Annotated in this window: 16 protein-coding genes and 1 tRNA gene; 10 read left to right on the top strand and 7 right to left on the bottom strand. The window is 48.4% G+C overall.

Annotated elements, in window-relative coordinates; genetic code table 11:
* Positions 1-156: 156 nt before the first annotated feature.
* The 5 genes from BQ7480_RS13370 (at position 157) to BQ7480_RS13350 (ending at position 5,200) form a co-directional block, all read left to right on the top strand.
* Positions 157-1,533, top strand: a complete 1,377-nt coding sequence (locus tag BQ7480_RS13370; RefSeq protein WP_072543257.1) for an SGNH/GDSL hydrolase family protein — start codon at positions 157-159, stop codon at positions 1,531-1,533.
* Positions 1,520-2,488, top strand: coding sequence for a GDSL-type esterase/lipase family protein (locus tag BQ7480_RS13365; RefSeq protein WP_083581894.1), 969 nt, complete (start codon positions 1,520-1,522; stop codon positions 2,486-2,488). The genes BQ7480_RS13370 and BQ7480_RS13365 overlap by 14 nt, the downstream gene beginning before the upstream one ends.
* On the top strand, positions 2,454-3,956 hold the full coding sequence (locus BQ7480_RS13360) for an MBOAT family O-acyltransferase (protein ID WP_072543255.1): 1,503 nt from the start codon (positions 2,454-2,456) through the stop codon (positions 3,954-3,956). The genes BQ7480_RS13365 and BQ7480_RS13360 overlap by 35 nt, the downstream gene beginning before the upstream one ends.
* Before the next feature lie 163 nt (positions 3,957-4,119).
* Positions 4,120-4,191: transfer RNA gene (locus tag BQ7480_RS13355), tRNA-Arg, on the top strand.
* Positions 4,192-4,450: 259 nt separating this feature from the next.
* On the top strand, positions 4,451-5,200 hold the full coding sequence (locus tag BQ7480_RS13350; RefSeq protein ID WP_072543254.1) for a copper homeostasis protein CutC: 750 nt from the start codon (positions 4,451-4,453) through the stop codon (positions 5,198-5,200).
* On the opposite strand, the gene BQ7480_RS13345 is transcribed toward BQ7480_RS13350, so the two are convergent.
* From BQ7480_RS13345 to nagB, 3 genes are all read right to left on the bottom strand, one after another.
* Positions 5,184-7,814 (bottom strand): transglutaminase-like domain-containing protein, encoded by a 2,631-nt coding sequence (locus BQ7480_RS13345; RefSeq protein WP_072543253.1) that lies wholly within the window; start codon positions 7,812-7,814, stop codon positions 5,184-5,186. The genes BQ7480_RS13350 and BQ7480_RS13345 overlap by 17 nt on opposite strands.
* 118 nt (positions 7,815-7,932) lie before the next feature.
* Positions 7,933-9,918, bottom strand: coding sequence for a glucosamine-6-phosphate deaminase (locus BQ7480_RS13340; RefSeq protein WP_072543252.1), 1,986 nt, complete (start codon positions 9,916-9,918; stop codon positions 7,933-7,935).
* Positions 9,919-9,929: 11 nt separating this feature from the next.
* The gene (nagB, locus tag BQ7480_RS13335; RefSeq protein WP_072543251.1) at positions 9,930-10,721 is read right to left on the bottom strand and encodes a glucosamine-6-phosphate deaminase; all 792 of its coding nucleotides are present in this window, start codon (positions 10,719-10,721) and stop codon (positions 9,930-9,932) included.
* A 176-nt stretch (positions 10,722-10,897) separates the two neighbouring features.
* On the opposite strand from nagB, the gene BQ7480_RS13330 reads away from it, so the two are divergent.
* Entirely contained in the window at positions 10,898-12,103 is a 1,206-nt protein-coding gene (locus tag BQ7480_RS13330) for an ROK family transcriptional regulator (RefSeq protein WP_072543250.1), read from the top strand.
* An 81-nt stretch (positions 12,104-12,184) separates the two neighbouring features.
* Here BQ7480_RS13330 and BQ7480_RS13325 read toward each other — a convergent pair whose 3' ends face one another.
* The 4 genes from BQ7480_RS13325 to lysS form a co-directional block, all read right to left on the bottom strand.
* Positions 12,185-12,925, bottom strand: coding sequence for an inorganic diphosphatase (locus tag BQ7480_RS13325; RefSeq protein ID WP_072543249.1), 741 nt, complete (start codon positions 12,923-12,925; stop codon positions 12,185-12,187).
* Positions 12,926-13,052: 127 nt separating this feature from the next.
* The gene (locus BQ7480_RS13320) at positions 13,053-14,402 is read right to left on the bottom strand and encodes a glucose-6-phosphate isomerase (protein ID WP_072543248.1); all 1,350 of its coding nucleotides are present in this window, start codon (positions 14,400-14,402) and stop codon (positions 13,053-13,055) included.
* A 14-nt stretch (positions 14,403-14,416) separates the two neighbouring features.
* Positions 14,417-15,412 carry an NAD(P)H-dependent glycerol-3-phosphate dehydrogenase gene (locus tag BQ7480_RS13315; protein ID WP_072543247.1) on the bottom strand — a complete coding sequence of 332 codons (996 nt, stop codon included), beginning with the start codon at positions 15,410-15,412 and terminating at the stop codon, positions 14,417-14,419.
* A 72-nt stretch (positions 15,413-15,484) separates the two neighbouring features.
* Complete coding sequence (lysS, locus tag BQ7480_RS13310) at positions 15,485-17,212, bottom strand: lysine--tRNA ligase (protein WP_072543246.1); 1,728 nt, start codon at positions 17,210-17,212, stop codon at positions 15,485-15,487.
* A 250-nt stretch (positions 17,213-17,462) separates the two neighbouring features.
* Here lysS and BQ7480_RS13305 point away from each other — a divergent pair, with 250 nt between their 5' ends.
* Genes BQ7480_RS13305 through BQ7480_RS13290 form a run of 4 tightly spaced genes read left to right on the top strand, consistent with a single transcriptional unit; the run spans position 17,463 to position 21,768 of the window.
* Positions 17,463-18,224 carry an amidohydrolase gene (locus tag BQ7480_RS13305; protein ID WP_072544036.1) on the top strand — a complete coding sequence of 254 codons (762 nt, stop codon included), beginning with the start codon at positions 17,463-17,465 and terminating at the stop codon, positions 18,222-18,224.
* An 11-nt stretch (positions 18,225-18,235) separates the two neighbouring features.
* The gene (locus tag BQ7480_RS13300; protein ID WP_072543245.1) at positions 18,236-19,855 is read left to right on the top strand and encodes a thiamine pyrophosphate-dependent enzyme; all 1,620 of its coding nucleotides are present in this window, start codon (positions 18,236-18,238) and stop codon (positions 19,853-19,855) included.
* On the top strand, positions 19,852-20,439 hold the full coding sequence (locus tag BQ7480_RS13295) for an indolepyruvate oxidoreductase subunit beta (protein ID WP_072544037.1): 588 nt from the start codon (positions 19,852-19,854) through the stop codon (positions 20,437-20,439). Before BQ7480_RS13300 ends, BQ7480_RS13295 begins: the two co-directional genes overlap by 4 nt.
* Positions 20,440-20,445: 6 nt before the next feature.
* Positions 20,446-21,768, top strand: coding sequence for an aminotransferase class I/II-fold pyridoxal phosphate-dependent enzyme (locus BQ7480_RS13290; RefSeq protein ID WP_072543244.1), 1,323 nt, complete (start codon positions 20,446-20,448; stop codon positions 21,766-21,768).
* Positions 21,769-21,780: the final 12 nt, after the last annotated feature.

The raw sequence follows: 21,780 nt of genomic DNA, 5'->3' as shown, positions 1-21,780 counted from the left end.
AAAACTGCGTTTTCTATTTGCCTCTGCACTCGGCTTTCACTATCTTTAAATAAGCTAGGCTACGCCTCGGCATAGTCAAAATCAGAAAACTACGTTTTCTATTTGCCTCTGCACTCGGCTTTCACTATCTTTGCACTCGATTTTAGAGGAAAATTCATGAAGAATAGATTATTATATACTTTCCTGTTTACGTTTTTGGTGGTGGCAGGTTTGTTTGCCTTGCATTTTCTGCCGTCTCTCTCTTTCTGTGACAAGCCTTTGAGAAAGGTGGATTTGCTTTCCGATATACGTATCAAAAAAGAGGTGATGGAACCGATGGATTCCGATACCCTTGTCTTGCCTCCTCCGGTGAAGCCGGCCTTTGTGGATACCTGCAAGAGTGGTATGGTCTGTATTGAGGAATACGTGGACTCTACCGGGCGTGGCATGAATCGTTTTTATGAGGCATTGGGACAGGTCAATGCGATGGACCGCCCGGTACGTATCGCTTATTTCGGTGACTCTTTTATTGAGGCTGATATCCTGACCGGCGATTTACGCGAGATGCTGCAGAAGCGTTTCGGCGGGTGTGGAGTGGGCTACGTGCCGATTACGAGCAAGATTGCCGGTTTCCGTCCTACCGTCCACCAGACGTTTGGTGGATGGCGCAGCCATGCCATTACGGACTCTGTCTATTTCGACCGTTCCCGTCAGGATATTTCCAATCATTACTTCATCCCTTCTCCGGGGGCGTATGTCACGCTGAAAGGGGAGAAGCGTTTTCTTTCCCGCATCGATACGTGCGACTTGTCTACGTGTTACTTCTTGGCTTCAGACTCCGTGACGCTGAGTGCCTCAGTCAATGGAGGGCAGGGGAGATTGTTCCCTGTAAAAGGAAACGGGGAACTGCAGGCCGTGTCAGTGGGCGGTCGGATTGGTTCCATACGCTGGAACGTGGAAAAGCTGGATTCGGCTGCTTTGTTCTATGCGGTGGCCATGGACCCGAAGCAAGGAGTAGTGGTGGATAATTTCAGTACCCGTGGCAGTAGCGGGCAGCAGCTTGGGCATATCCCTATGTCTATTCTCCGCCAGTACAATCGGTTGCGGCCTTATGATTTGATTGTGTTGCAATATGGGTTGAACGTGGCTTCGGAAAAAGTGTTGAACTATACGTATTATAAGGATGCCATGAAACCCATTGTGGAACGTCTGAAAGAGGCTTTCCCTGAAACCTCGATTCTGATTGTCAGTGTGGGCGACCGGGAATACAAGGATGAGAACGGTGAGCTGTGTACCATGCCGGGAGTGAAACGGCTGATTCGTTACCAGCAGGCGCTGGCCGCAGAGACGCATGTGGCATTCTGGAATATGTTTGAGGCCATGGGAGGGGAAGGCAGCATGGTGAAGATGGTGGAAAGCAAACCGCAGATGGCCAATTACGATTATACGCACATCAATTTCAGGGGAGGTAAGCACATTGCCGGACTTCTGTTTGAGACGTTGATGTACGGAAAGGAACAGTATGAAAAACGGAAAGCTTATGAGATGGAATAAACTGTGTGTCTGGATAGCGTGGTGCGTCCTGTGCCTTTGGACCATGGAGGTGTCGGCACAGGATGTGTTGCCGGTGAAATCACGCCCTGACCGTCATTCCGGTCATGTGTCCGACAGCAAGGCCATGCAGCAGTTGCTGAAATTTGTCCAGGTGAGCCATGCGATGCCTGCCAGTTTCAGGGAAACAACGGAAAACCGGATTGAAGACCCGACGGGAGAACTGCTTCCTTTCTGGCAGAAGCTTTCCGTGCTCGACCGCCCGCTGCGCATTGTGCACATCGGTGACTCGCACGTGCGGGGACATGTGTTTCCGTATGTGGTCCGCCGACAGCTGGAAGATGATTTCGGACGAGATGCGGTGCTCGATATGCAGGTGAGTTACCGTACGTCCGGATTGGCACAGGAAACGGGGGCGGCGGGAATCGTCTACCACATACTGGGGGTGAACGGAGCGACTTACGGTTCTTTCTCTACGCCGGAGAACATACAGCAGATTATCGATTTGAATCCCGACTTGGTGATTCTTTCTTTTGGCACGAACGAGGCTCACGCCCGTCGTTATTCTTCTGCCGAACATATAGCGCACATGGATTATCTGCTGGGAGAGTTGAAGAAAGGGTGTCCGCAGGCGGTTTATCTGCTGACCACCCCACCGGGGGCTTACGTGCGCAACGGCCGGAGGGGGGCCCGGGTTATCAATCCCCGAACAAAACTGGTGGTGAAGACGGAACAGGATTATGCGGCTTCCCGGAAACTGGCCTTGTGGGACATGTACCACATTGTGGGCGGCGAACGGCGGGCATGCCTGAACTGGAGTGCCGGAAACTATTACCAACGGGACAAGATTCATTTCACGCAGGACGGATATATCCTGCAAGGATTATTATTACACGAAGCGATTATCAAATCATACAACAATTATGTGGAAACTCAACTGGACGGAACTCGGAATTGACTGGGATAGATTGAAGGATGTGCTGACGTATGATTCCGCGCAGCCGATGATTTTCAGCAGCGGACTGTTTCTTTTTCTTTTCTTAGGATTCAGTCTGGTCTATCTTCTCTTGCAGAAGAAGACCACGGCACGTCTGCTGTTTGTTACTTTGTTTTCGTATTACTTCTATTATAAAAGCAGCGGGTTCTACTTTTTCCTGCTAGGTATTGTCACGGTGTCCGATTTCCTGCTGGCCCGCAGGATGGAGGTCACGGTGTCGGCATGGAAACGGAAAATGCTGGTGGTGTGTAGCTTGTGCATCAACCTCGGATTGCTCTGCTATTTCAAGTACACGAACTTCTTCTATGAGATGCTGGCTCCGTTGTGGAACGGACAGTTCCATCCGCTCGACATCTTCTTGCCGGTAGGTATTTCGTTTTTCACTTTCCAATCGTTGAGCTATACCATCGATGTGTATCGCCGGGATTTGAAGCCATTGTCGAACCTGCTGGACTATGCGTTTTATGTGTCTTTCTTTCCGCAGCTGGTTGCCGGACCGATTGTGCGTGCCCGCGATTTCATTCCGCAAATCCGGCAGCCGCTGTTCGTTTCGTCGGAGATGTTCGGACAGGGAATTTTCTTTATCGTGAGTGGCCTGTTCAAGAAGGCGGTCATTTCGGACTACATCAGTGTGAACTTCGTAGAACGTATATTTGATAATCCGGGATTGTATTCGGGACTGGAAAACTTGTTTGGAGTGTACGGGTATGCCTTGCAGATTTACTGTGACTTCTCGGGGTATAGCGACATGGCCATCGGTATTGCCTTGCTGCTGGGATTCCGTTTCCCGCTCAACTTCAACTCGCCTTACAAGGCGGACAGTGTGACCGATTTCTGGCATCGCTGGCACATCTCTTTGTCTACTTGGTTGCGCGACTACCTTTATATCTCTCTGGGAGGTAACCGGAAGGGAAAGATTCGTACCTATATCAACTTGATATTGACCATGCTGCTGGGAGGACTCTGGCATGGAGCTTCCTGGAACTTTGTGGTGTGGGGCGGACTGCACGGGGTGGCACTGGCCTTGCATAAGTTCTTCCGCAGTTTGCTGGGGCGTTCTAAGCAGTACCGTAGTCAGGGTATACGGAAATTTTTTGCCGTGGTACTGACCTTCCATTTTGTGTGCTTCTGCTGGATTTTCTTCCGCAATGCCACGTTTGAAGCCTCTGTCACCATGATTCGTCAGATATTCACGGCCTTTCATCCGGAATTGCTGGAACAGCTTCTGACGGGTTACTGGAAAGTTTTTGTGCTGATGGGAGTCGGTTTTCTGCTCCATTTCTGTCCTGATAGCTGGCAGAACGCCTGCAGCCGCGGTATGGTGCGCTTGCCGCTGGTGGCACAGGCCGTGGTGATGATTGCCTTGATTTATCTGGTGATACAGGTGAAAAGCAGCGATATCCAGCCCTTTATCTACTTCCAGTTCTAAGGAGGTGGCTTTCTGAGCGTGAGTGAGATACAACTATTTTGAGGGAGGAAAATTATTTTTTCCTGAAAAAATTAGGAGAAAAGGGGGAATAATTGTATTTTTGTCACGCTTTCGAAATATCCTTTTCGACAAAGGAAGCTGGGAAGTGTGTTTATTGGTATTTGCGCCCGTAGTTCAATGGATAGAATAAAGGATTCCGGTTCCTTCGATTGGGGTTCGACTCCCCACGGGCGTACATGATAGCTTATTAGACTGAGAATGAACGGTTTAATAAGCTTTTTTGTTTATAAACCGATACCTTTCGGAACCTGTGCGGACGAAGAAAGAAAAACGCTTCGACGTTTGGTTGAAAACGCACTTGCGTTTCAGGTAAAACGTACTTGCGTTTCATATAAAACGCACTTACGTTTTGAGTAAAACGTCAAGGCGTTTTCCGGTAAACGCAAAGGTGTTTCCGGAAGGTGAAAAAATCATTCTTTAAAGTGTACTGAAAGATGAAAAACTACATGTTTGAAATTTGCGCGAACTCCGCGGAGAGTTGTGTGGCTGCCCAGCAGGGAGGAGCCCATCGGGTCGAATTGTGTGCCGGCATGCCGGAAGGGGGAACCACTCCCTCCATTGGCGAAATCAAGGTGGCCCGGAAATTGATTGATATCCGTCTGCATGTCATTATCCGTCCGCGCGGAGGAGATTTTCTGTACACTCCTTCGGAACTTGACATCATGGAAGAAGACATTCTGGCAGCCCGTCAGGCTGGAGCCGACGGGGTAGTGTTCGGCTGTCTGACTCCGGAAGGAGAGCTCGACAAGCCGGCCATGCAGCGATTGATGAAGGCTGCCAAGGGACTCTCGGTCACTTTTCATCGTGCGTTTGATTATGTGAAGTCTCCTGCTAAGGTGTTGGAGGAACTGATTGATATGGGAGTGAACCGTGTGCTGACTTCCGGCCAGATGCCCACTGCGATAGAAGGGGCTACGTTGCTGGCGGAACTGGTGAAGCAGGCAGGCGACCGTATCATTATCATGCCGGGATGCGGGGTGAATGAACACAACATCGCGGAATTGGCCAGTGTGACGGGTGCCTGTGAATTCCATTTCTCGGCCCGTGAACAAAAAGAAAGCCGGATGCTTCTTCGCAATCCGGCTTTGTCGATGGGAGATACGGATATGGATGAATATTGTCATCCGGTCACGACCCCCGAAAAAGTTCGTCGTACCATCGCGGCGCTTACAGCCCGTGGATGACGTGGAGCAGTTGCTCGCCCATGCCGATGGTGTATCCGTGTGACTCGAAAACCACGCGGTTGAACGTATCGCCCAGGATAATCACCGGCAGGGTGGGCTTGTTGCCCAGTTTCATGTTTTCGGCCATCATCTTGAGGATACTTCCGTCCTTGTCAATTCCAAATACCACGTTCGATGGCAGGTTGGGGAACTCTTTGCGGTCGAATTTCCGGTAGGCCGCTTCGTCGGTAAAGAGCAGTACAATCGTACGTCCCCATTTTTCAAATTCCGCTTTCTTGATTTCGATGTCTTTCAGGGCATGGTTGGTAGGTTCCTGTCCTACACCCAGTACGCCGACAATGTAATAACCGCGGCCTGTGGTGCTGAGGATGGATACCTGTTCCCCGTTGTCCGGACGGGTGTACAATGCTTCAGAGTTGAAGTTGCCTATGACACGTACTTCCTCCGTATTGTCGCGCATGCAGAGCGGGGTGACCGTGGTCTTTCCTTCTTCTACCGTAAAGAAAGAAACCTGGCTCAATACGCCTCCGTTGGCCATACGGCTGCCGGTTACCAGCATGTAATAGCCCGTCGACATTTGGCTTCCGTTTTTCAGCAGGGAGGCCCAGCTGGCATCTTCCGGATGGTTCTGTAGCTGGAAAGTGCCGTTGTCGTATTTCGACAAGGTGAAGTGGGTGTAATATTTCGGGTTGTCCAGTCGGGGAATCGGCTCGTAGGTGGCCTTCAGTATGCCTTCCGACAAATTACCTCCTTCCGATTTTTCAAAGTCCACCAGCACCGGATTACCGTTCAGACGGTAGCAGATATTGCCGTTCACTTCATCTTTCCAGGCAGGAATACCCAGACTGCGGGCGGCTGCTACAAAGAAGATGTCTCTGGACTGGGAGTCGGTGACCCGGCTGCGCCATACCCCTTCCGGTGAAGTGGTTGTAAACAAGGTGCTCAGGTCATTGCGGATGGTCAGGCTGTCCTTACACCATTTCACGAGCACTTGCGGGTCGGCTTTGATTTGGGATGCCAATTCGGTGGGGAATGCCTTCTGAAAGTAGCTCCGGTAAGGTGTCAGCATTTCGCTGGCAATGCGCGGGGCCAGCACTTCTTGTACGTCCGCAGCGGTGTCCGTGCCATAAAGGTGGTCTTCCAGAATGGAGCAAGGTGTATCGCGCAAGTCCTTCTCGGCCAGTGTGCCCAGCAGCTCCAGTGCCCGTGTGCCCTGTCCTTTTTCCACGGCATGTGAGAGGAACTGCATGATGTCGGCGTAGTTGCCTCTGGATTTTACGATGAAGTCGCTGGTACGTGCTGCGTCCAGTTTCTGTTCTAGGGCAAATGCTTGGGCCTTTTCTTCTGTCGGGAAGCTGGCCACGTAGGCATTGCGGATAGAATCTTCCTGGGCCATACGCAGGGTATTTTCTTTGCGCTGGGCTTCGGTCACCTCCGGCAGGTTGGCCTTTTCGGCAGGCGGTACGATGTGCAGAGTATCTGCAAACACGTCACCCGGACGGTGGGAGAGGGTAAGGGTCACTTCCTTGTCCTTGCCGAAAGATACTTTTTTCAGTCCGAAGTGCTGGTTGGCGGAAGCATATACCAGCATGTCGCCCAGTCCGGCGGAAAGCGAGGCTTTGCCGGAAACGTCGGTAGTCTTGCTGGCTACGGTATAGAATTCTGCATAGTTGTAGAGCTTGAATTCCACATGGGCACCTTCCACTGCTTTTCCCAATGAGTCGACCACGGTGACGGTGACCGGCGCACTCTGTGCATAATTGTCGATGATATTGATTTCGGTGTAGTTGGCCGTGGTTTTCATCACGTCTTCCGGTCCGTTATAGGCTCCGAAAACCTTGGTGTGCATCAGCATGCCTCGGCTGGCCGGGGCATTGAACCATCCCAGATTCAGTACGGGTTCCGGTTCGCAGGCACCGAGGAAGTACCATTTTCCGTCCACCCAGGCTTCCACCCAAGCGTGGTTGTCGTCGGTATGTGCCCAGCGCGGTGTGTAGACCTGGCGGGCCGGAATACCTACGGCACGCAGGGCGGCTACCAGAAAGGTGGATTCCTCTCCGCAACGTCCGTAAGCTGTTTTGACGGTAGCCAGCGGAGCACTGGTACGGCTGTCGGTCGGAGTGTAGACCACTTTTTCATGACACCAGTGGTTTACTTCCAGCACTGCATCGTACATGGACAATTTTTCTACGCGGGGCATCAGTTCCTGACGGAATACTTCGCGGGCATTGTCCAGGTTTTCGTTGTTTACCCGTACGGGGAGTACAAAGTGGCGGAAAATCAGGTCCGGAATTTGGGCGCCCCAAGTGGTTTGCTTGCGGTCCTGAAGTGCCAGACGTACATTTTTCAGGTAGAATTCGCCAGAGTAGTCGGCAATATCGCCCGGCGTCATGTAGGCATATAGGAACATCATGGCCTCCCGTTCCTCCTGCGTCATTTCTTCATTGAAAACCGCAAAGAGATTGCCCCGGTTGAGAATTTCTTTTTTCTGGTTGAAATCGGTCTCTACCTTCTGACGGTAGTCTGTTTCTTTCAGAAAATGGTCGGAAGAGGTACAGGCCGGGAAAAGGCAGCTGAGCCAGAAAGCCAGAATAGGGATAACTAATTTTTTCATGTAGATAAATAAAGAGTGTGAGTGACAAGTAAAAAAGAAAAGACACGGAAACGGGCCTTTCTTCGCGTAGAAGAAAACTTTCGTTTCTGTGTCTTTTATGGTAATAGTCTGAATGCTTTTAGATAGGTTTATATTCTACAAAAGCTTCCATAGCTTCATAGCAAGCCAGTCCTAACTGGTCGTAAAGTGAAGCGGTTCCGCGGTTGCGGTCTTCACTTCTTTGCCAGAACAGACGTTCGTCGTTGCCCAGGAACGGAGCACTTTCCATCTGCGACTGATGTTTCAGGATGGAGTTACGTTTTGCGCGAAGTTCTTCCGGACTCAGCGGTACGGCCATTTCGATGTTTTCGATTTCCCATTCAGCCCATGCACCACGGTACATCCAGATGCGGCAGTCTTTCAGCCATTCAGCTCCGGCATTCTTTTCTTCATCGATGGCGGCGAATACGGCATCCGTACATACACGGTGAGTTCCGTGCGGGTCGGCCAAGTCGCCGGCTACGTAAATCTGGTGAGGTTTCACTTCACGAAGCAGGTTCAGTACGATTTCCACGTCGGCTTCACTGATAGGATTCTTTTCAATCTTTCCGGTTTCATAGAACGGGAGATCCAGGAAGTGGCAGCGGTTGAGCGGGATACGGTTGAATGTACAAGCTGTACGGGCTTCTCCACGACGGATGAGACCTTTGATGGTCAGGATGTCGCGTGTATCCATCTGGCCCTCCTTCTTGGTAGAGAAGAACTGTTTGATTTCGGCGTATTTGTCGCAGATAACCTTGTCCTCACTGTTTTCAAACAGCTGGTTGAAGCCGTTGATGAAGTGCATGAAGCGTACCACTTCTTCATCGCCTACGGCAATGTTGCCTGAGGTTTCGTAAGCTACGTGTACTTCATGGCCTTGCTGCACGAGGCGGCGTAAGGTTCCTCCCATGGAAATCACGTCATCGTCCGGATGCGGAGAGAATACCACTACCCGTTTCGGGAAAGGTTTGGCACGTTCCGGACGATACGTATCGTCTGCGTTCGGTTTTCCGCCCGGCCATCCGGTGATGGTATGCTGCAAGTCGTTGAACACTTTGATGTTGGCATTGTAGGCAGAGCCGTAGAGTGCCAGCAGTTCGCTCAAGCCGTTTTCATTGTAATCCTTGTTGGTCAGTTTCAGAATCGGTTTGTTGAGTGTGGTGCACAACCATACAATCGCGCTTCTCACCAGCTTGTCGTTCCATTCACAGCTCGTTACCAGCCACGGACGCTGGATACGTGTCAGATGGGCAGCGGCTGCCAGGTCGATGCAGACAGAAGTATTGGCATGAAGTTGCAGGTAAGAAGCCGGCAATGTATCACTTACCTTGTCCTCTACCGCACTTCGGATGATGTCGGCTTTGTCTTCGCCCCATGCCAGCAAATATACTTTGCGGGCGCTCAGGATAGTATTGATACCCATGGTGATGGAGCATGGAGGCAGGTTGTCTACTCCGATGTTGTGTGCGGCTTCCGAGCGGGAGGTCGCATCAATCAAAATCAGACGGGTAGTTGAACTGGCATGTGAACCCGGTTCGTTCATACCGATATTTCCTTCCCGGCCTACTCCCATGATGACGATATCGATGCCACCGAACGTCTGGATACGCTGTTCGTACAGGCGGCAGTGTTCCGTAATGGCTTCCTGAGGAATCGTTCCGTCCATTGTGAAAATGTTCTGGCGGTCGATGTCTATCTGGGAAAGGAAAAGTTTGTTCAGGTGGTTGAAGCTGCTTCCGGCACCTTCGGTCAACGGATAATATTCATACAGGTTGAAGAATACTACGTTGCGGAAGCTGACGCCTTCATCTTTGTGTTTCCGAATCAGTTCGGCGAAGAGCGGACGTAAGGAAGCACCTGTACCCACGGCAATGGTGCAGAATTTTCCCTCGCGTTGTCTGTCCTGTATTTTGGCTACGATTTCATTGGCAATTTGTACCACTCCTTCATCAATGGTCTCAAAGATGTTGGTGGGTATTTTTTCGAGTCGTGTCAGTACAGAACGTTCCACCGCATTTTCCGGGCGGTAGTATCTGGGAGATACACGGTTCAGTGAGATTTGAGAGCTTAGGTTTGTTCTCATGATTTAGCAAATTAGAGATTGTTCTTTTCAATGTCTTTGAAATACTTGTAAGTGCCGACTTTCAATTCGTCCGTGGCAGCTTCGTCGCATACGATGATGCCGTGCTGGTGCATCTGGAGTGCGCTGATGGTCCACATCTGTGTGATTCCTCCTTCGACTGCATGCTGCAAAGCGCGGGCCTTGTTGTGTCCGTTGCAGATAATCAGCACTTCCTTGGCAGAAAGTACGGTTCCTACTCCTACGGTCAATGCGGTTTTAGGCACTTTGTTGACATCGTTTTCAAAGAAACGGGAGTTGGCAATGATGGTGTCGGTAGTCAGTGTTTTCACACGGGTACGTGAGCTCAATGAAGAGCCCGGTTCGTTGAATGCGATGTGACCGTCGGGACCGATACCTCCCAGGAACAGGTCGATACCGCCGAATTTCTCAATTTCCTTTTCATAATTGGCACATTCTGCTTCCAGGTCGGCTGCATTGCCGTTCAGAATATGGATGTTTTCTTTGCAGATGTCAATATGGTTGAAGAAATTGTTGAACATGAATGAGTGGTAGCTCTCCGGATGAGATTCGGGAAGCCCAACGTATTCGTCCATGTTGAAAGTCACTACATTTTTAAAAGAGACAGCTCCTTTTTTATTCAGTTCAATCAGGGCTTTATACATTCCCAGTGGAGATGAACCGGTAGGAAGACCCAATACAAACGGTTTTTCTTTTGTAGGGTTCGCTGCGTTGATTTTCTTTGCAACATAATTTGCTGCCCAGTTGGACAGAGCACTGTAATCAGATTCAATGATTAGTCTCATGGTGGTTAGAATTTTGAATATTGAAATTAATTTAATTGTAATCTTCGAAAATTAGCTTACTTCTGCAAATATATCAAAGCTTACTCAGAATGTCAAATAAAAAAATAGATTTTTTATGCTTGACTTTTTAAAGAAAAATTCTACATTTGTAAATGTTTCTATAAAAAATAACGAATATGGGTCAGACTCTATTGACGAACATACAGAAAGGCGTTAAAAGTGCATTAGTAAAACAGCGTATCATTACGCATCTGATTTATGCAGGCAGCACCACAATTACAGATTTGTCTAAATCAATGGGGCTAAGCGTTCCTACCGTGACAAAATTTGTGGATGAAATGTGCAAAGAGGGATATGTGAACGATTGTGGAAAACTGGAGACCAGTGGGGGACGCCATCCCAGTTTATATGGGTTGAATTCGGATTCTGCCTATTTTATAGGAGTGGCGTTGGCAGTGCAGTCTTTAAGTTTAGGTGCTATTAATTTTAAGGGAGATGTGTTGCAGACAAAGATGGAAATTCCGTTTAAATTGGAAAATACACCGGAATGTCTGGAGCGTATTTGCCGTGAAATAGAAATCTTTATCGATGAACTTCCTTGTGACAAGTCGAAGATATTGAATATTTGTATCGGTATGACCGGACGTGTCAATCCGGAAACAGGATGTAGTTATACACACCTGACATTTGGTGACAAGCCGTTGGCTCAAATGTTTACCGACAGGCTGGGCATCAATGTCTGCATCGACAATGACAGCCGGGCTATGGCGTATGGAGAATTCATCACACGTCCGGAGAAGTGTCCGAAGAATCTTATCTTTATTAATGTGAACTGGGGACTGGGAATGGCCATCATCATTGATGGGAAGTTGTATTCCGGGATGTCAGGGTTTGCAGGTGAATTTGGACATAACTATGGATACGACAACCAGCAGATTTGTTATTGCGGAAAGAAAGGATGTATCGAGACGGAAGTTTCCTGTTCGGCATTATACCGTAAGTTTATCGCCCGTCTTCGTCAAGGAGAAAATTCCATCCTGCTGAAAGAGAAAGCCATCGATGATATTACGCTGGCCGACATTATTTCAGCAGTACGTCGGGAAGACGTGCTGGCCATCGAGCTGGTGGAAGAAATCGGAGCCAAATTAGGACGTCATATTGGAGACTTGATTAATGTATTCAATCCTGAGCAGGTGATTATTGGCGGTGAGTTTTCAAAAGTAGGAGAATACCTGCTTCCTCCGGTCATTTCGGCTGTCCGTAAATATACATTGAATCTGATGTATAAGGATTCAGACATCGTATTGTCTGAGTTAAAAGAAAAGGCAAATGTGATAGGTTCTTCTCTGTTGTCAAGAAGCAAGCTGTTTGCGTTGGAATAACGAATCCGACTTTTGAACAATAAAATAAGAATCCACCGAAAGAGTTGCACAAATACTGTATCTCTTTGGGTGGATTTTTTGTTATAGGGAAGTGGTTTGCAGACACTGGTAGAATGATTCCCAGTTTTCACTGAAAGCTTGCATGGAAGGGAAAAGCAGGTTAGCTCCTTCTTGCAAGAGTACTTCATCCGGAAGCGGTCCGGTATTCAGGGCGACTGTAAAGATTCCGGCAGCTACTCCGGCCCGTACTCCGAGTGGGGCATTTTCGATGACAATCGCTTCATCAGCTTTGATTCCCGCTTTCTGTAAGGCCATCAGGTAGGGTTCCGGATTGGGTTTCCCAAATTTTACGTCGAAAGCCGTGACCATCAGTTCGCGGTGAAAGATGTCTGGGAAGTAGTGGTTCAGTTTGTCCAACAAGGAATGTTGTCCGGAACCGGTGACTACCATAGGGATGAGGCCGGCAGTCTTTATCTTCTTCAATACTTCGAGGGCTCCAGGCATGGGAGCCGCTTTAGGAAGGCTGTTGAACAAATCGCTCTTGGTTTGATAGATTTTCTTGATTTCTTCTTCAGAAGCCTCGTAGCCTCTTTCCCGTTGGCTGACAATGTTGATGGTGGAGGCACCAGTGCGGCCTTCATGGAGGTAAGCCTCTTCTCTGCTTAGGTTCATGCCATATTGTTTCATTGCTTCATGCCAGGCCGTAGCATGGTTTTTCATGGAATCGAACAGTACTCCGTCCATGTCGAACAATACGGCTTTCAGATTGATTTGGGTAAAATGATGGGTTGTGAGATATTGATGGATATTTTGTTGAAACATGATGATACTTTTTTATAATATTCAGGCACGCATTACATGAATTCCTTTCCGCTGTTTGTCACGTCGGAAGGGTGCTTTTCATGTAATTCGTGCCTGTAAACTAAAAAACGGAGCGTTGTCTCGTTTTTTATTTCTTCAGACGGGCCTGGATAGCTTCAGATTCTTTTTCGTAGCCCGGTTTGTTCAGAAGTGCAAACATATTTTTCTTGTATGCTTCTACACCCGGCTGGTTGAACGGATTGACTTCCAGCAGATAGCCGCTGATTCCACAAGCTTTTTCGAAGAAGTAGATAAGCTGTCCCAGGTAATATTCGTTCAATGAAGGAACGCTGACACGCAGGTTAGGAACGCCTCCGTCTACGTGGGCAAGCTGTGTACCCAGTTCGGCCATCTTGTTGACTTCATCGATACGTTTTCCGGCCAGGAAGTTCAAGCCATCCAAGTTTTCTTCGTCGCTCGGGAAGTGAAGTTCGTGGTTCGGAGTTTCAATAGAAACTACTGTTTCGAAGATGGTACGTTCACCCTGCTGAATCCATTGTCCCATAGAGTGCAGGTCGGTAGAGAAGTCTACAGAGCTAGGATAGATGCCTTTGTGGTCTTTTCCTTCTGATTCGCCGTAGAGCTGTTTCCACCATTCCATGAAGTAGTGCAGTTTGGGCTGGAAGTTGACCAGGATTTCAATTTTCTTTCCGCTCTGGTACAATTCGTTACGAGTGGCGGCATACAAAGCAGCCGGGTTTTCGTACATATTTTCGTTGGCGCATACTTTTTCCATTTCACATGCACCGGCTACCAGCTGGTCGATGTCGATACCTGCTACTGCGATGGGAAGCAGACCTACCGGAGTCAGTACTGAAAAACGTCCACCGACATTGTCCGGGATAATGAATGATTTGTATCCTTCCTTGTCAGCTGTGACACGGGCTGCACCTTTTTTTGCATCGGTTACGGCTACGATGACTTTGCGGGCCATTTCTTTGCCTCTCTGGTCTTCGCATTGTTTTTTCAGCAGGCGGAAAGCAAGTGCCGTTTCCGTAGTGGTTCCAGATTTAGATATGTTGATGACACCGAATTTTTTATCTTTCAAGAATTCAGTCAATTCAAACAGATAATCTTCGCTGATGTTATGTCCGGCAAAAATAATGGTCGGTTGTCCGGCTTTCTTTTCTTGCAGCCAGGCAAAGCTGTTTGACATGGCTTCGATGACGGCACGTGCACCCAGGTAGCTACCTCCGATACCTGCTACAACCACTACCTCACAGTTTTCACGGAGAATCTGTGCGGTGGCCTTCAGGTCGTTCAAATGTGCAGTTGTAATGGAAGATGGCAAATGCAACCAGCCCAAAAAGTCATTTCCCAAGCCTGTACCTTTTTCCAGCGTTTCCATACAAGCTTTTACTTTCGGTTCATAAGAAGCCAATTTCTCTTTGGAGATGAAGTCCAAAGTTTTTTCCACGTTTAGTTTAATATTTTCCATAACTGTTTTTGAGTTTATCTAAATGAATCAGTTAATAATTTAATTTCAATCATTGGAGATATCCGCTCGTAAAGAATATTGTAGACGGCATCCACAATCGGCATGTTTACGTGCAGATGTTTGTTCAGTTCCTTGATGCATTTGGTACCATAATAACCTTCTGCAATCATTTCCATTTCAATCTGTGCGCTTTTCACGGAGTATCCTTTTCCAATCATGGTTCCGAATACACGGTTGCGGCTGAAATTGGAATAAGACGTCACGAGCAGGTCGCCCAAGTAGGCCGAATCGTTTGTGCAGCGGTTGACCGGATGTACGGTATCCAGAAAGCGGTTCATTTCCTGCAAGGCATTGGAAACCAGTACAGCCTGAAAATTGTCTCCATATTTCAGACCGCTGCAGATTCCAGCTGCAATGGCATATACGTTTTTCAAGACGGAAGCATATTCAATGCCGGCCACGTCTGTATTGACAGAAGTCTTGATGTAGTGTCCCGCCAGTTGTTTGGCAAACATTTTGGCTTTCTCGATATCCTTGCAGCCTACTGTGAGGTAAGAAAGTCTTTCCAAGGCTACTTCTTCCGCATGACACGGACCCGCCAATACCGCGATGTTATTTTCGGGGACATCGTATATCTGATGGAAATAATCGGATACAATCAGGTTTTCGTCTGGAACAATACCTTTGATGGCGGTAACGATGAATTTATCCTTCAGTTTGGTTTTTAGCTTCTTGAGGTGACTTTTCAGATAAGGTGAGGGCGTTACGAAAATCAGCGTGTCCGATTCTCTCACCACTTTGTTGATGTCTGATGAAAAATTGATGCATTTCATGTCGAAACGCACACTTGTCAAATAAGCCGGATTATGCCCCAGTCGCTTGAATTCTTCAATTCGGTCGTCACGGCGCATGTACCAGTTTATCGATTCCGCCTGGGTCAATATAATCTTGGCAATAGCTGTAGCCCAGCTTCCTCCCCCCATGATTGCTATTTTTCCGGGTAATTTCATACTTTTATATTTAATGAAAAACAGATATGAAGGGCAAGGAAATTTCTTTGCCCTTCATATCCTTTTATTCATTTATTTAATCTTTTCAATCCAGCCCGCCACTTCGTCTACAGTCGGGTTCTTCAGCTCCAGTTTATATTTTTTATTGATGCCGCAGATATCCTGATGGAGTTTCTGGGGATTGACATCTTTCATGTCGCTTACCAGGTTATATCCGGCTTTCTGGAGAACAGGTACCCAGTCTTCTGCTACACCCAATTCCGTGAACTTGGCCGGCGCATCTTTCGGGATGACTTTTTCCGGGCGCATTTGTGGGAAGAACAATACTTCCTGGATGGTGTTCTGTCCTGTCATCAGCATGACCAGACGGTCCATACCGATACCCATACCCGAAGTAGGAGGCATACCGTATTCCAACGCACGTACGAAGTCCTTGTCGATAATCATGGCTTCATCGTCTCCCTTTTCGCTCAGACGCATCTGTTCTTCGAAACGTTCCAGCTGGTCAATCGGGTCATTCAGCTCGGAATAGGCGTTGCAAAGTTCCTTTCCATTTACCATCAGCTCGAAGCGTTCGGTCAGGTCCGGATTGTTGCGGTGCTTTTTGGTCAGCGGAGACATTTCAATCGGATAGTCGGTGATGAAGGTTGGCTGGATGTAGTTGCCTTCGCAGAATTCCCCGAAGATTTCGTCAATCAGTTTGCCTTTACCCATGGTCTCATCGATTTCCATGTTCAGCTTCTGGCATACTTCCCGAATCTGTTCCTCGCTCATGCCTGTCAGGTCGTATCCGGTGAATTCTTTGATGGAATCCAGCATGGTGACACGCTTGAACGGAGCCTTGAAACTGATAACATTGTCACCAATCTTGACTTCTGTGGTACCGTTTACGTCCATGCAGATTTTCTCAAGCATGTTTTCCGTAAACTTCATCATCCAGTTGTAGTCTTTATAAGCGACATAGATTTCCATACAAGTGAATTCCGGGTTGTGCGTACGGTCCATACCTTCATTACGGAAGTTCTTACCAATTTCGTACACTCCTTCAAAACCACCCACAATCAGTCGTTTCAGGTACAGCTCACTGGCAATACGCATGTACAAAGGAATGTCCAGCGCGTTGTGGTGAGTGATGAACGGGCGTGCAGCAGCACCTCCCGGGATAGACTGAAGAATCGGAGTTTCCACTTCCACATAGCCTTTGGAATTGAAATACTCTCTCATGGAATTGTAGATTTTGCTGCGCTTCAAGAAAATTTCTTTTACTCCATCGTTGACTACCAAGTCTACATAGCGCTGGCGGTAGCGGAGTTCAGGGTCTTCGAATTTGTCGTATGCCACTCCGTCTTTGTATTTTACAATCGGAAGCGGACGGATTGATTTGGACAACACTGTCAGTTTCTGTGCATGAATGGAAACTTCGCCTGTTTGTGTGCGGAATACGAAGCCTTCAATTCCGATAAAGTCACCTAAGTCCAGCAAACGTTTGAAAACGACATTGTATAAATCTTTGTTTTCATCCGGACAGATGTCGTCGCGGGTTATATATACTTGAATACGACCTTTAGAGTCTTGCAATTCAATGAAGGATGCCTTACCCATTACGCGGCGAGACATGATACGACCGGCTACAGATACTTTGCGGGGTTCCGCATCGTCTTTAAATTCGGCTTTAATGTCAGTCGAAAAAGCGTTGGTTACATACTCGGCAGCAGGGTATGGATCAATCCCCATTGCTCTCAACTCATTCAGACTGTTACGTCTGATAATTTCCTGTTCGCTTAATTCTAATACGTTCATTTGTTAGTATATTAACTCATTTTGGCCACAAAAATAAAAAACATTTTGCAAATTACCTCTATTTATAAGGTTCTTTTAGAATAAAAAGCCTGAGAATATCAGTGTCATTCAGATTTTTGTAATAAACGATTGGATAGAAATTGGAATTTCAAAAATGTACATTTCTCCTTTGAATGGAAGTATTTTGAAGTCAAAATTTGCTTTCTGTGATTAAATTGTTACCTTTGGGCGTTTCTAATGAATGAAAAGCATGAAAATAATCTTATTGCAGACAGATATTTGTTGGGCCGATCCTGTAGCCAATGTGGCTCGTTTGGGAAAGGTCATTGATCATTACGATAAAGTCGATTTGTTTGTGCTTCCGGAAATGTTTTCTACAGGTTTTTGCACTTTGCCGGAAGGGATTGCAGAACCGGCGGACAGCCCTACCTTGCAGTGGATGAAACAGACGGCCTGTACGCATGATTGTGCCCTTGCCGGCAGTATCTCCATAGCGGAAAATGGAAAATTCTATAACCGTTTCTTCTTTGTGCATCCCGACGGGAAAGTACAATGGTACGACAAAAAGCATTTGTTCACTTATGGTGGAGAAGACAAACATTATACGGCAGGTACGGAACGTGTCGTGGTGAATTTCCGTGGTGTACGGTTTCTGCTCGAAGTATGCTATGACTTGCGCTTCCCGGTTTGGTCCCGGAATCGGGGCGATTACGATGTGGCGTTGTATGTAGCCAGCTGGCCTTCTCCCAGAGTGGAGGCCTGGAAAGCTTTGTTGCGGGCACGAGCCATTGAAAACCAGTGTTATGTACTGGGTGTGAACCGGGTAGGAAAAGACCTGTACTGCGATTATTGTGGGGGTACGGCGGCTATCGACCCGTATGGAAAGACACTTTCTGCTTGTGAAGATGGCAAGGAGGGGCAGGTGGAAGCCTTCATCGATATGAATGAGCTGGAAGCCTTCCGAAAAAAGTTCCCGGTGCTGGAGGATGCAGACGCTTTTACATTGAATTAACTTCTTATTTTATGAAAGACAATCATAAACTTTTGTTATTGGGCGACCAGGCGATAGCGCTGGGCGCCATTCACGCAGGAATTTCCGGGGTTTATGCCTATCCGGGAACTCCTTCGACCGAAATCACAGAATATATACAGGAATCTCCGATAGCGAAAGCGCGTGGGTTGCACAGCAGCTGGTGTACCAATGAGAAAACAGCCATGGAAGCAGCTTTGGGAGTATCGTATGTGGGCAAGCGGGCACTGGTTTGCATGAAGCATGTAGGAATGAACGTATGTGCCGATGCTTTTGTCAATTCAGCCATTACGGGTGTCAATGGAGGGGTAGTGGTGTTGGCTGCCGACGATCCTACCATGCATTCTTCTCAGAATGAGCAGGATTCTCGCTTTTATGGCAAGTTTGCTTTAATTCCGATACTGGAACCTTCTTCCCAGCAGGAGGCCTACGATATGATGGCGTATGCATACGACCTCTCGGAGCAGATGCGTACACCGGTATTGATGCGTATTACCACCCGAATGGCCCATTCCCGTGCGGCAGTAGAAGTCGCTGCGTCCGGAAAGGAAGTCACTTGTACGGGACGTCAGTCTGTTCCTTCCGACTGGGTGCTGTTGCCGGGAAATGCCCGTCGTCGTTATATGGAAGTCATCGAGAACCAGCCGAAACTGGAGGCTGAGTCTGAACGTTCTGCCTATAACCAGCTGAGCATGCAGGAAGGGATGGCTGAGAAAGGCATTGTGGCTTGTGGCATCGGTTACAACTATGTGATGGAAAACTTTCCGGAAGGATGCCCTTATCCCATACTGAAGATTTCACAATATCCTTTGCCGGTAGAAGCCTTGACTCGTCTGGCAGACTCTTGCAAGGAGATTCTGGTGGTAGAAGACGGACAGCCTTTCGTGGAAGAACAGCTGAAAGGCATTCTTCCTTCTAAATATGTCGTAAAGGGCCGTTTGAGTGGTGATTTGCCCCGTACGGGGGAACTGACTCCCGACAATGTGCGTCGGGCCTTGGGGTTACCGGGTGGACAGGTTTATGCGGCTGCACAGAATGTGGTACCCCGTCCGCCGGCCTTGTGCAAGGGATGCGGACACCGCGATGTGTATGATGCCTTGAATAAGGTGGCTGCAGAATATCCGGATGCAAAGATTTTCGGAGATATCGGTTGCTATACGCTGGGGGCACTTCCTCCTTTCCGTACATTGAGCAGCTGTGTCGATATGGGAGCTTCCATCACGATGGCCAAAGGAGCGGCCGATGCAGGACTGTTTCCTTCCATTGCCGTGATAGGGGATTCCACTTTCACCCATTCCGGAATGACGGGGCTGCTGGATGCGGTGAACGATCAATCGAACATCACGGTCGTTATTTCCGACAACCTGACTACAGCCATGACCGGAGGACAGGATTCAGCCGGTACCAATAAGTTCGAGGCCATCTGTCTGGGATTGGGAGTGGAGCCGGAGCATGTTCGGGTGGTGGTACCGCTTCCTAAGAACATGGAAGAAATCACCCGGGTCATTCGGGAAGAGATAGAATACAAGGGTGTGTCTGTCATTATTCCGCGCAGGGAATGTATGCAGACGTTGAACCGGAAACTGAAACAGCAAAAAGCAAAGAAACAATGAAAACAGATATTATACTTTCTGGAGTGGGCGGACAGGGAATTCTGTCCATTGCCACGATTATCGGTGAGGCGGCCCTGCATCTGGGGCTGAACTTGAAACAGGCCGAAGTACACGGAATGAGTCAGCGGGGAGGCGATGTACAGTCGAATCTGCGCTTGTCGGAGGCGCCGATTGCTTCCGATTTGATACCCTTGGGCACAGCGGATATGATTATTTCACTGGAACCGATGGAGGCACTGCGTTATCTTCCGTATTTGTCGAAAGACGGATGGATTATCACTTCGGCCACTCCGTTCAAGAACATTTCCAATTATCCGGAAGATGAAAAATTGAGGGTGGAACTCCATGCGCAGCCTCATGTGGTGGTGTTGGATGTGGAAAATCTGGCGAAGGAGAACCAGATACCCAGGTCGGCCAATGTCATCTTGTTGGGCGCGGCTGCTCCTTTCTTGAAAATCCTGAATGCGGACGTGCTGCGTGAAAGTGTAGGACGTATCTTTGCGCCGAAAGGAGAAGAGGTGGTGCAGATGAATTACCGGGCGTTCGATATCGGTCATGAATATGTGAAACAATTGAAATTCTAAAGGCTTATGAGCTGCGTGTTTAGTGAAGACCTGGTCAACTCTGTGGCCAAGGAAATGAAGGTGGCCGATTTGTCCAATGCGACCATCGGAGATGTGTTGCTGGTGGCTTCCCGTCTGGAAGAACTTACGGGTATTCCCTTTATCCGGATGGATCAGGGGTCTCCCGGTCTCCCGGCAAATAAAGTGGGGATTGAGGCCGAGAAAAAGGCGCTTGACAGGGGAGTCGGTTCCCAGTATCCGGCAGCTGCCGGAGTGGCCGAGCTGAAGCAGGCTGCTTCCCGTTTTGTAAAGGCATTTATTGATGTGGATATTTCTCCACGTGCCTGTTTGCCTACCACGGGTTCCGTTGCGGCTTCTTTTGGGGCTTTTATCGCCTGTACCCAGCGAATTCCCGGAAAAGACAAGGTGCTGTTTATCGACCCGGGTTTCCCGATACAGAAGTCCCAGTTGCGTATCTTGGGCATTGCGTGGGAGTCGTTCGATATCCATGATTTCCGGGGAGAACCGTTGCGTGCCAAACTGGAAAGTTTTCTTTCCAAAGGCGATATTGCGGCCATTGTCTATTCCAATCCCAACAATCCGGCTTGGATTTGCCTGGAAGAAAGTGAACTGAAAATTATCGGTGAACTGGCTACGCGGTATGATGCAGTGGTCATGGAAGACCAGGCGTATTTCTGTATGGATTTCCGCCATGCGTTCGGTCGTCCTTATCAGCCTCCTTTCGTGCCTACGGTGGCTCGCTATACCGACAATTATATTCTCATGTTGTCTGCTTCCAAGATTTTCAGCTATGCCGGACAGCGCATTGCCTTGGCTTGTGTGTCTGATAAGCTGTTTGATACACAGTATCCGGCCTTGGCTTCCCGTTATGAGGATTCAGGCGTGTTCGGGCCGACCTTCATCGCTTCCATTATGTATATGATTACTTCCGGCTGTACGGCCACTACCCAGTATGCCATGGCAGAGATGCTAGAAAAATCTATTACCGGTGAAATCAATTTTGTGGAAGACGTTCGTGAGTATGAACGGCGCGCCCGCCGGATGAAGCAGATTTTCACCGCTCATGGCTTTTCGGTGGTATATGACAAGGATGTAACCCAGCAGGTGGGCGATGGCTTTTTCTTTACCTTGGGCTATCCTGGACTGACGGGTGGTGAGTTGCTCCGTGAACTGATGATGTACGGGGTGAGCAGTATCTCCCTGTCGACGACGGGCAGTGAACAGCAGGGGGTGAGAGCCTGTACCTCCCGGATGCGGGAGGAACTCTATCCGGTGCTGGAAGAACGGATGAAGGCTTTTCAGGAGGACCATCCTGTGCCGAGCAAATAACCAAACTACTAC

It is taken from the genome of Bacteroides mediterraneensis (genome assembly GCF_900128455.1).
In the GTDB taxonomy this organism is placed as follows: Bacteria; Bacteroidota; Bacteroidia; order Bacteroidales; family Bacteroidaceae; genus Phocaeicola; species Phocaeicola mediterraneensis.
The sequence above is the reverse complement of the archived record's forward strand: the minus strand, read 5'-3'. Positions and strand labels throughout refer to the sequence as shown.

Excerpts from the sequence above, each read along its gene's own strand:
- BQ7480_RS13370 (WP_072543257.1), top strand. The coding sequence starts at position 157 with ATGAAGAATAGATTATTATATACTTTCCTGTTTACGTTTTTGGTGGTG.
- BQ7480_RS13365 (WP_083581894.1), top strand. The coding sequence starts at position 1,520 with ATGAGATGGAATAAACTGTGTGTCTGGATAGCGTGGTGCGTCCTGTGC.
- BQ7480_RS13360 (WP_072543255.1), top strand. The coding sequence starts at position 2,454 with ATGTGGAAACTCAACTGGACGGAACTCGGAATTGACTGGGATAGATTG.
- BQ7480_RS13350 (WP_072543254.1), top strand. The coding sequence starts at position 4,451 with ATGAAAAACTACATGTTTGAAATTTGCGCGAACTCCGCGGAGAGTTGT.
- BQ7480_RS13345 (WP_072543253.1), bottom strand. The coding sequence starts at position 7,814 with ATGAAAAAATTAGTTATCCCTATTCTGGCTTTCTGGCTCAGCTGCCTT.
- BQ7480_RS13340 (WP_072543252.1), bottom strand. The coding sequence starts at position 9,918 with ATGAGAACAAACCTAAGCTCTCAAATCTCACTGAACCGTGTATCTCCC.
- nagB (WP_072543251.1), bottom strand. The coding sequence starts at position 10,721 with ATGAGACTAATCATTGAATCTGATTACAGTGCTCTGTCCAACTGGGCA.
- BQ7480_RS13330 (WP_072543250.1), top strand. The coding sequence starts at position 10,898 with ATGGGTCAGACTCTATTGACGAACATACAGAAAGGCGTTAAAAGTGCA.
- BQ7480_RS13325 (WP_072543249.1), bottom strand. The coding sequence starts at position 12,925 with ATGTTTCAACAAAATATCCATCAATATCTCACAACCCATCATTTTACC.
- BQ7480_RS13320 (WP_072543248.1), bottom strand. The coding sequence starts at position 14,402 with ATGGAAAATATTAAACTAAACGTGGAAAAAACTTTGGACTTCATCTCC.
- BQ7480_RS13315 (WP_072543247.1), bottom strand. The coding sequence starts at position 15,412 with ATGAAATTACCCGGAAAAATAGCAATCATGGGGGGAGGAAGCTGGGCT.
- lysS (WP_072543246.1), bottom strand. The coding sequence starts at position 17,212 with ATGAACGTATTAGAATTAAGCGAACAGGAAATTATCAGACGTAACAGT.
- BQ7480_RS13305 (WP_072544036.1), top strand. The coding sequence starts at position 17,463 with ATGAAAATAATCTTATTGCAGACAGATATTTGTTGGGCCGATCCTGTA.
- BQ7480_RS13300 (WP_072543245.1), top strand. The coding sequence starts at position 18,236 with ATGAAAGACAATCATAAACTTTTGTTATTGGGCGACCAGGCGATAGCG.
- BQ7480_RS13295 (WP_072544037.1), top strand. The coding sequence starts at position 19,852 with ATGAAAACAGATATTATACTTTCTGGAGTGGGCGGACAGGGAATTCTG.
- BQ7480_RS13290 (WP_072543244.1), top strand. The coding sequence starts at position 20,446 with ATGAGCTGCGTGTTTAGTGAAGACCTGGTCAACTCTGTGGCCAAGGAA.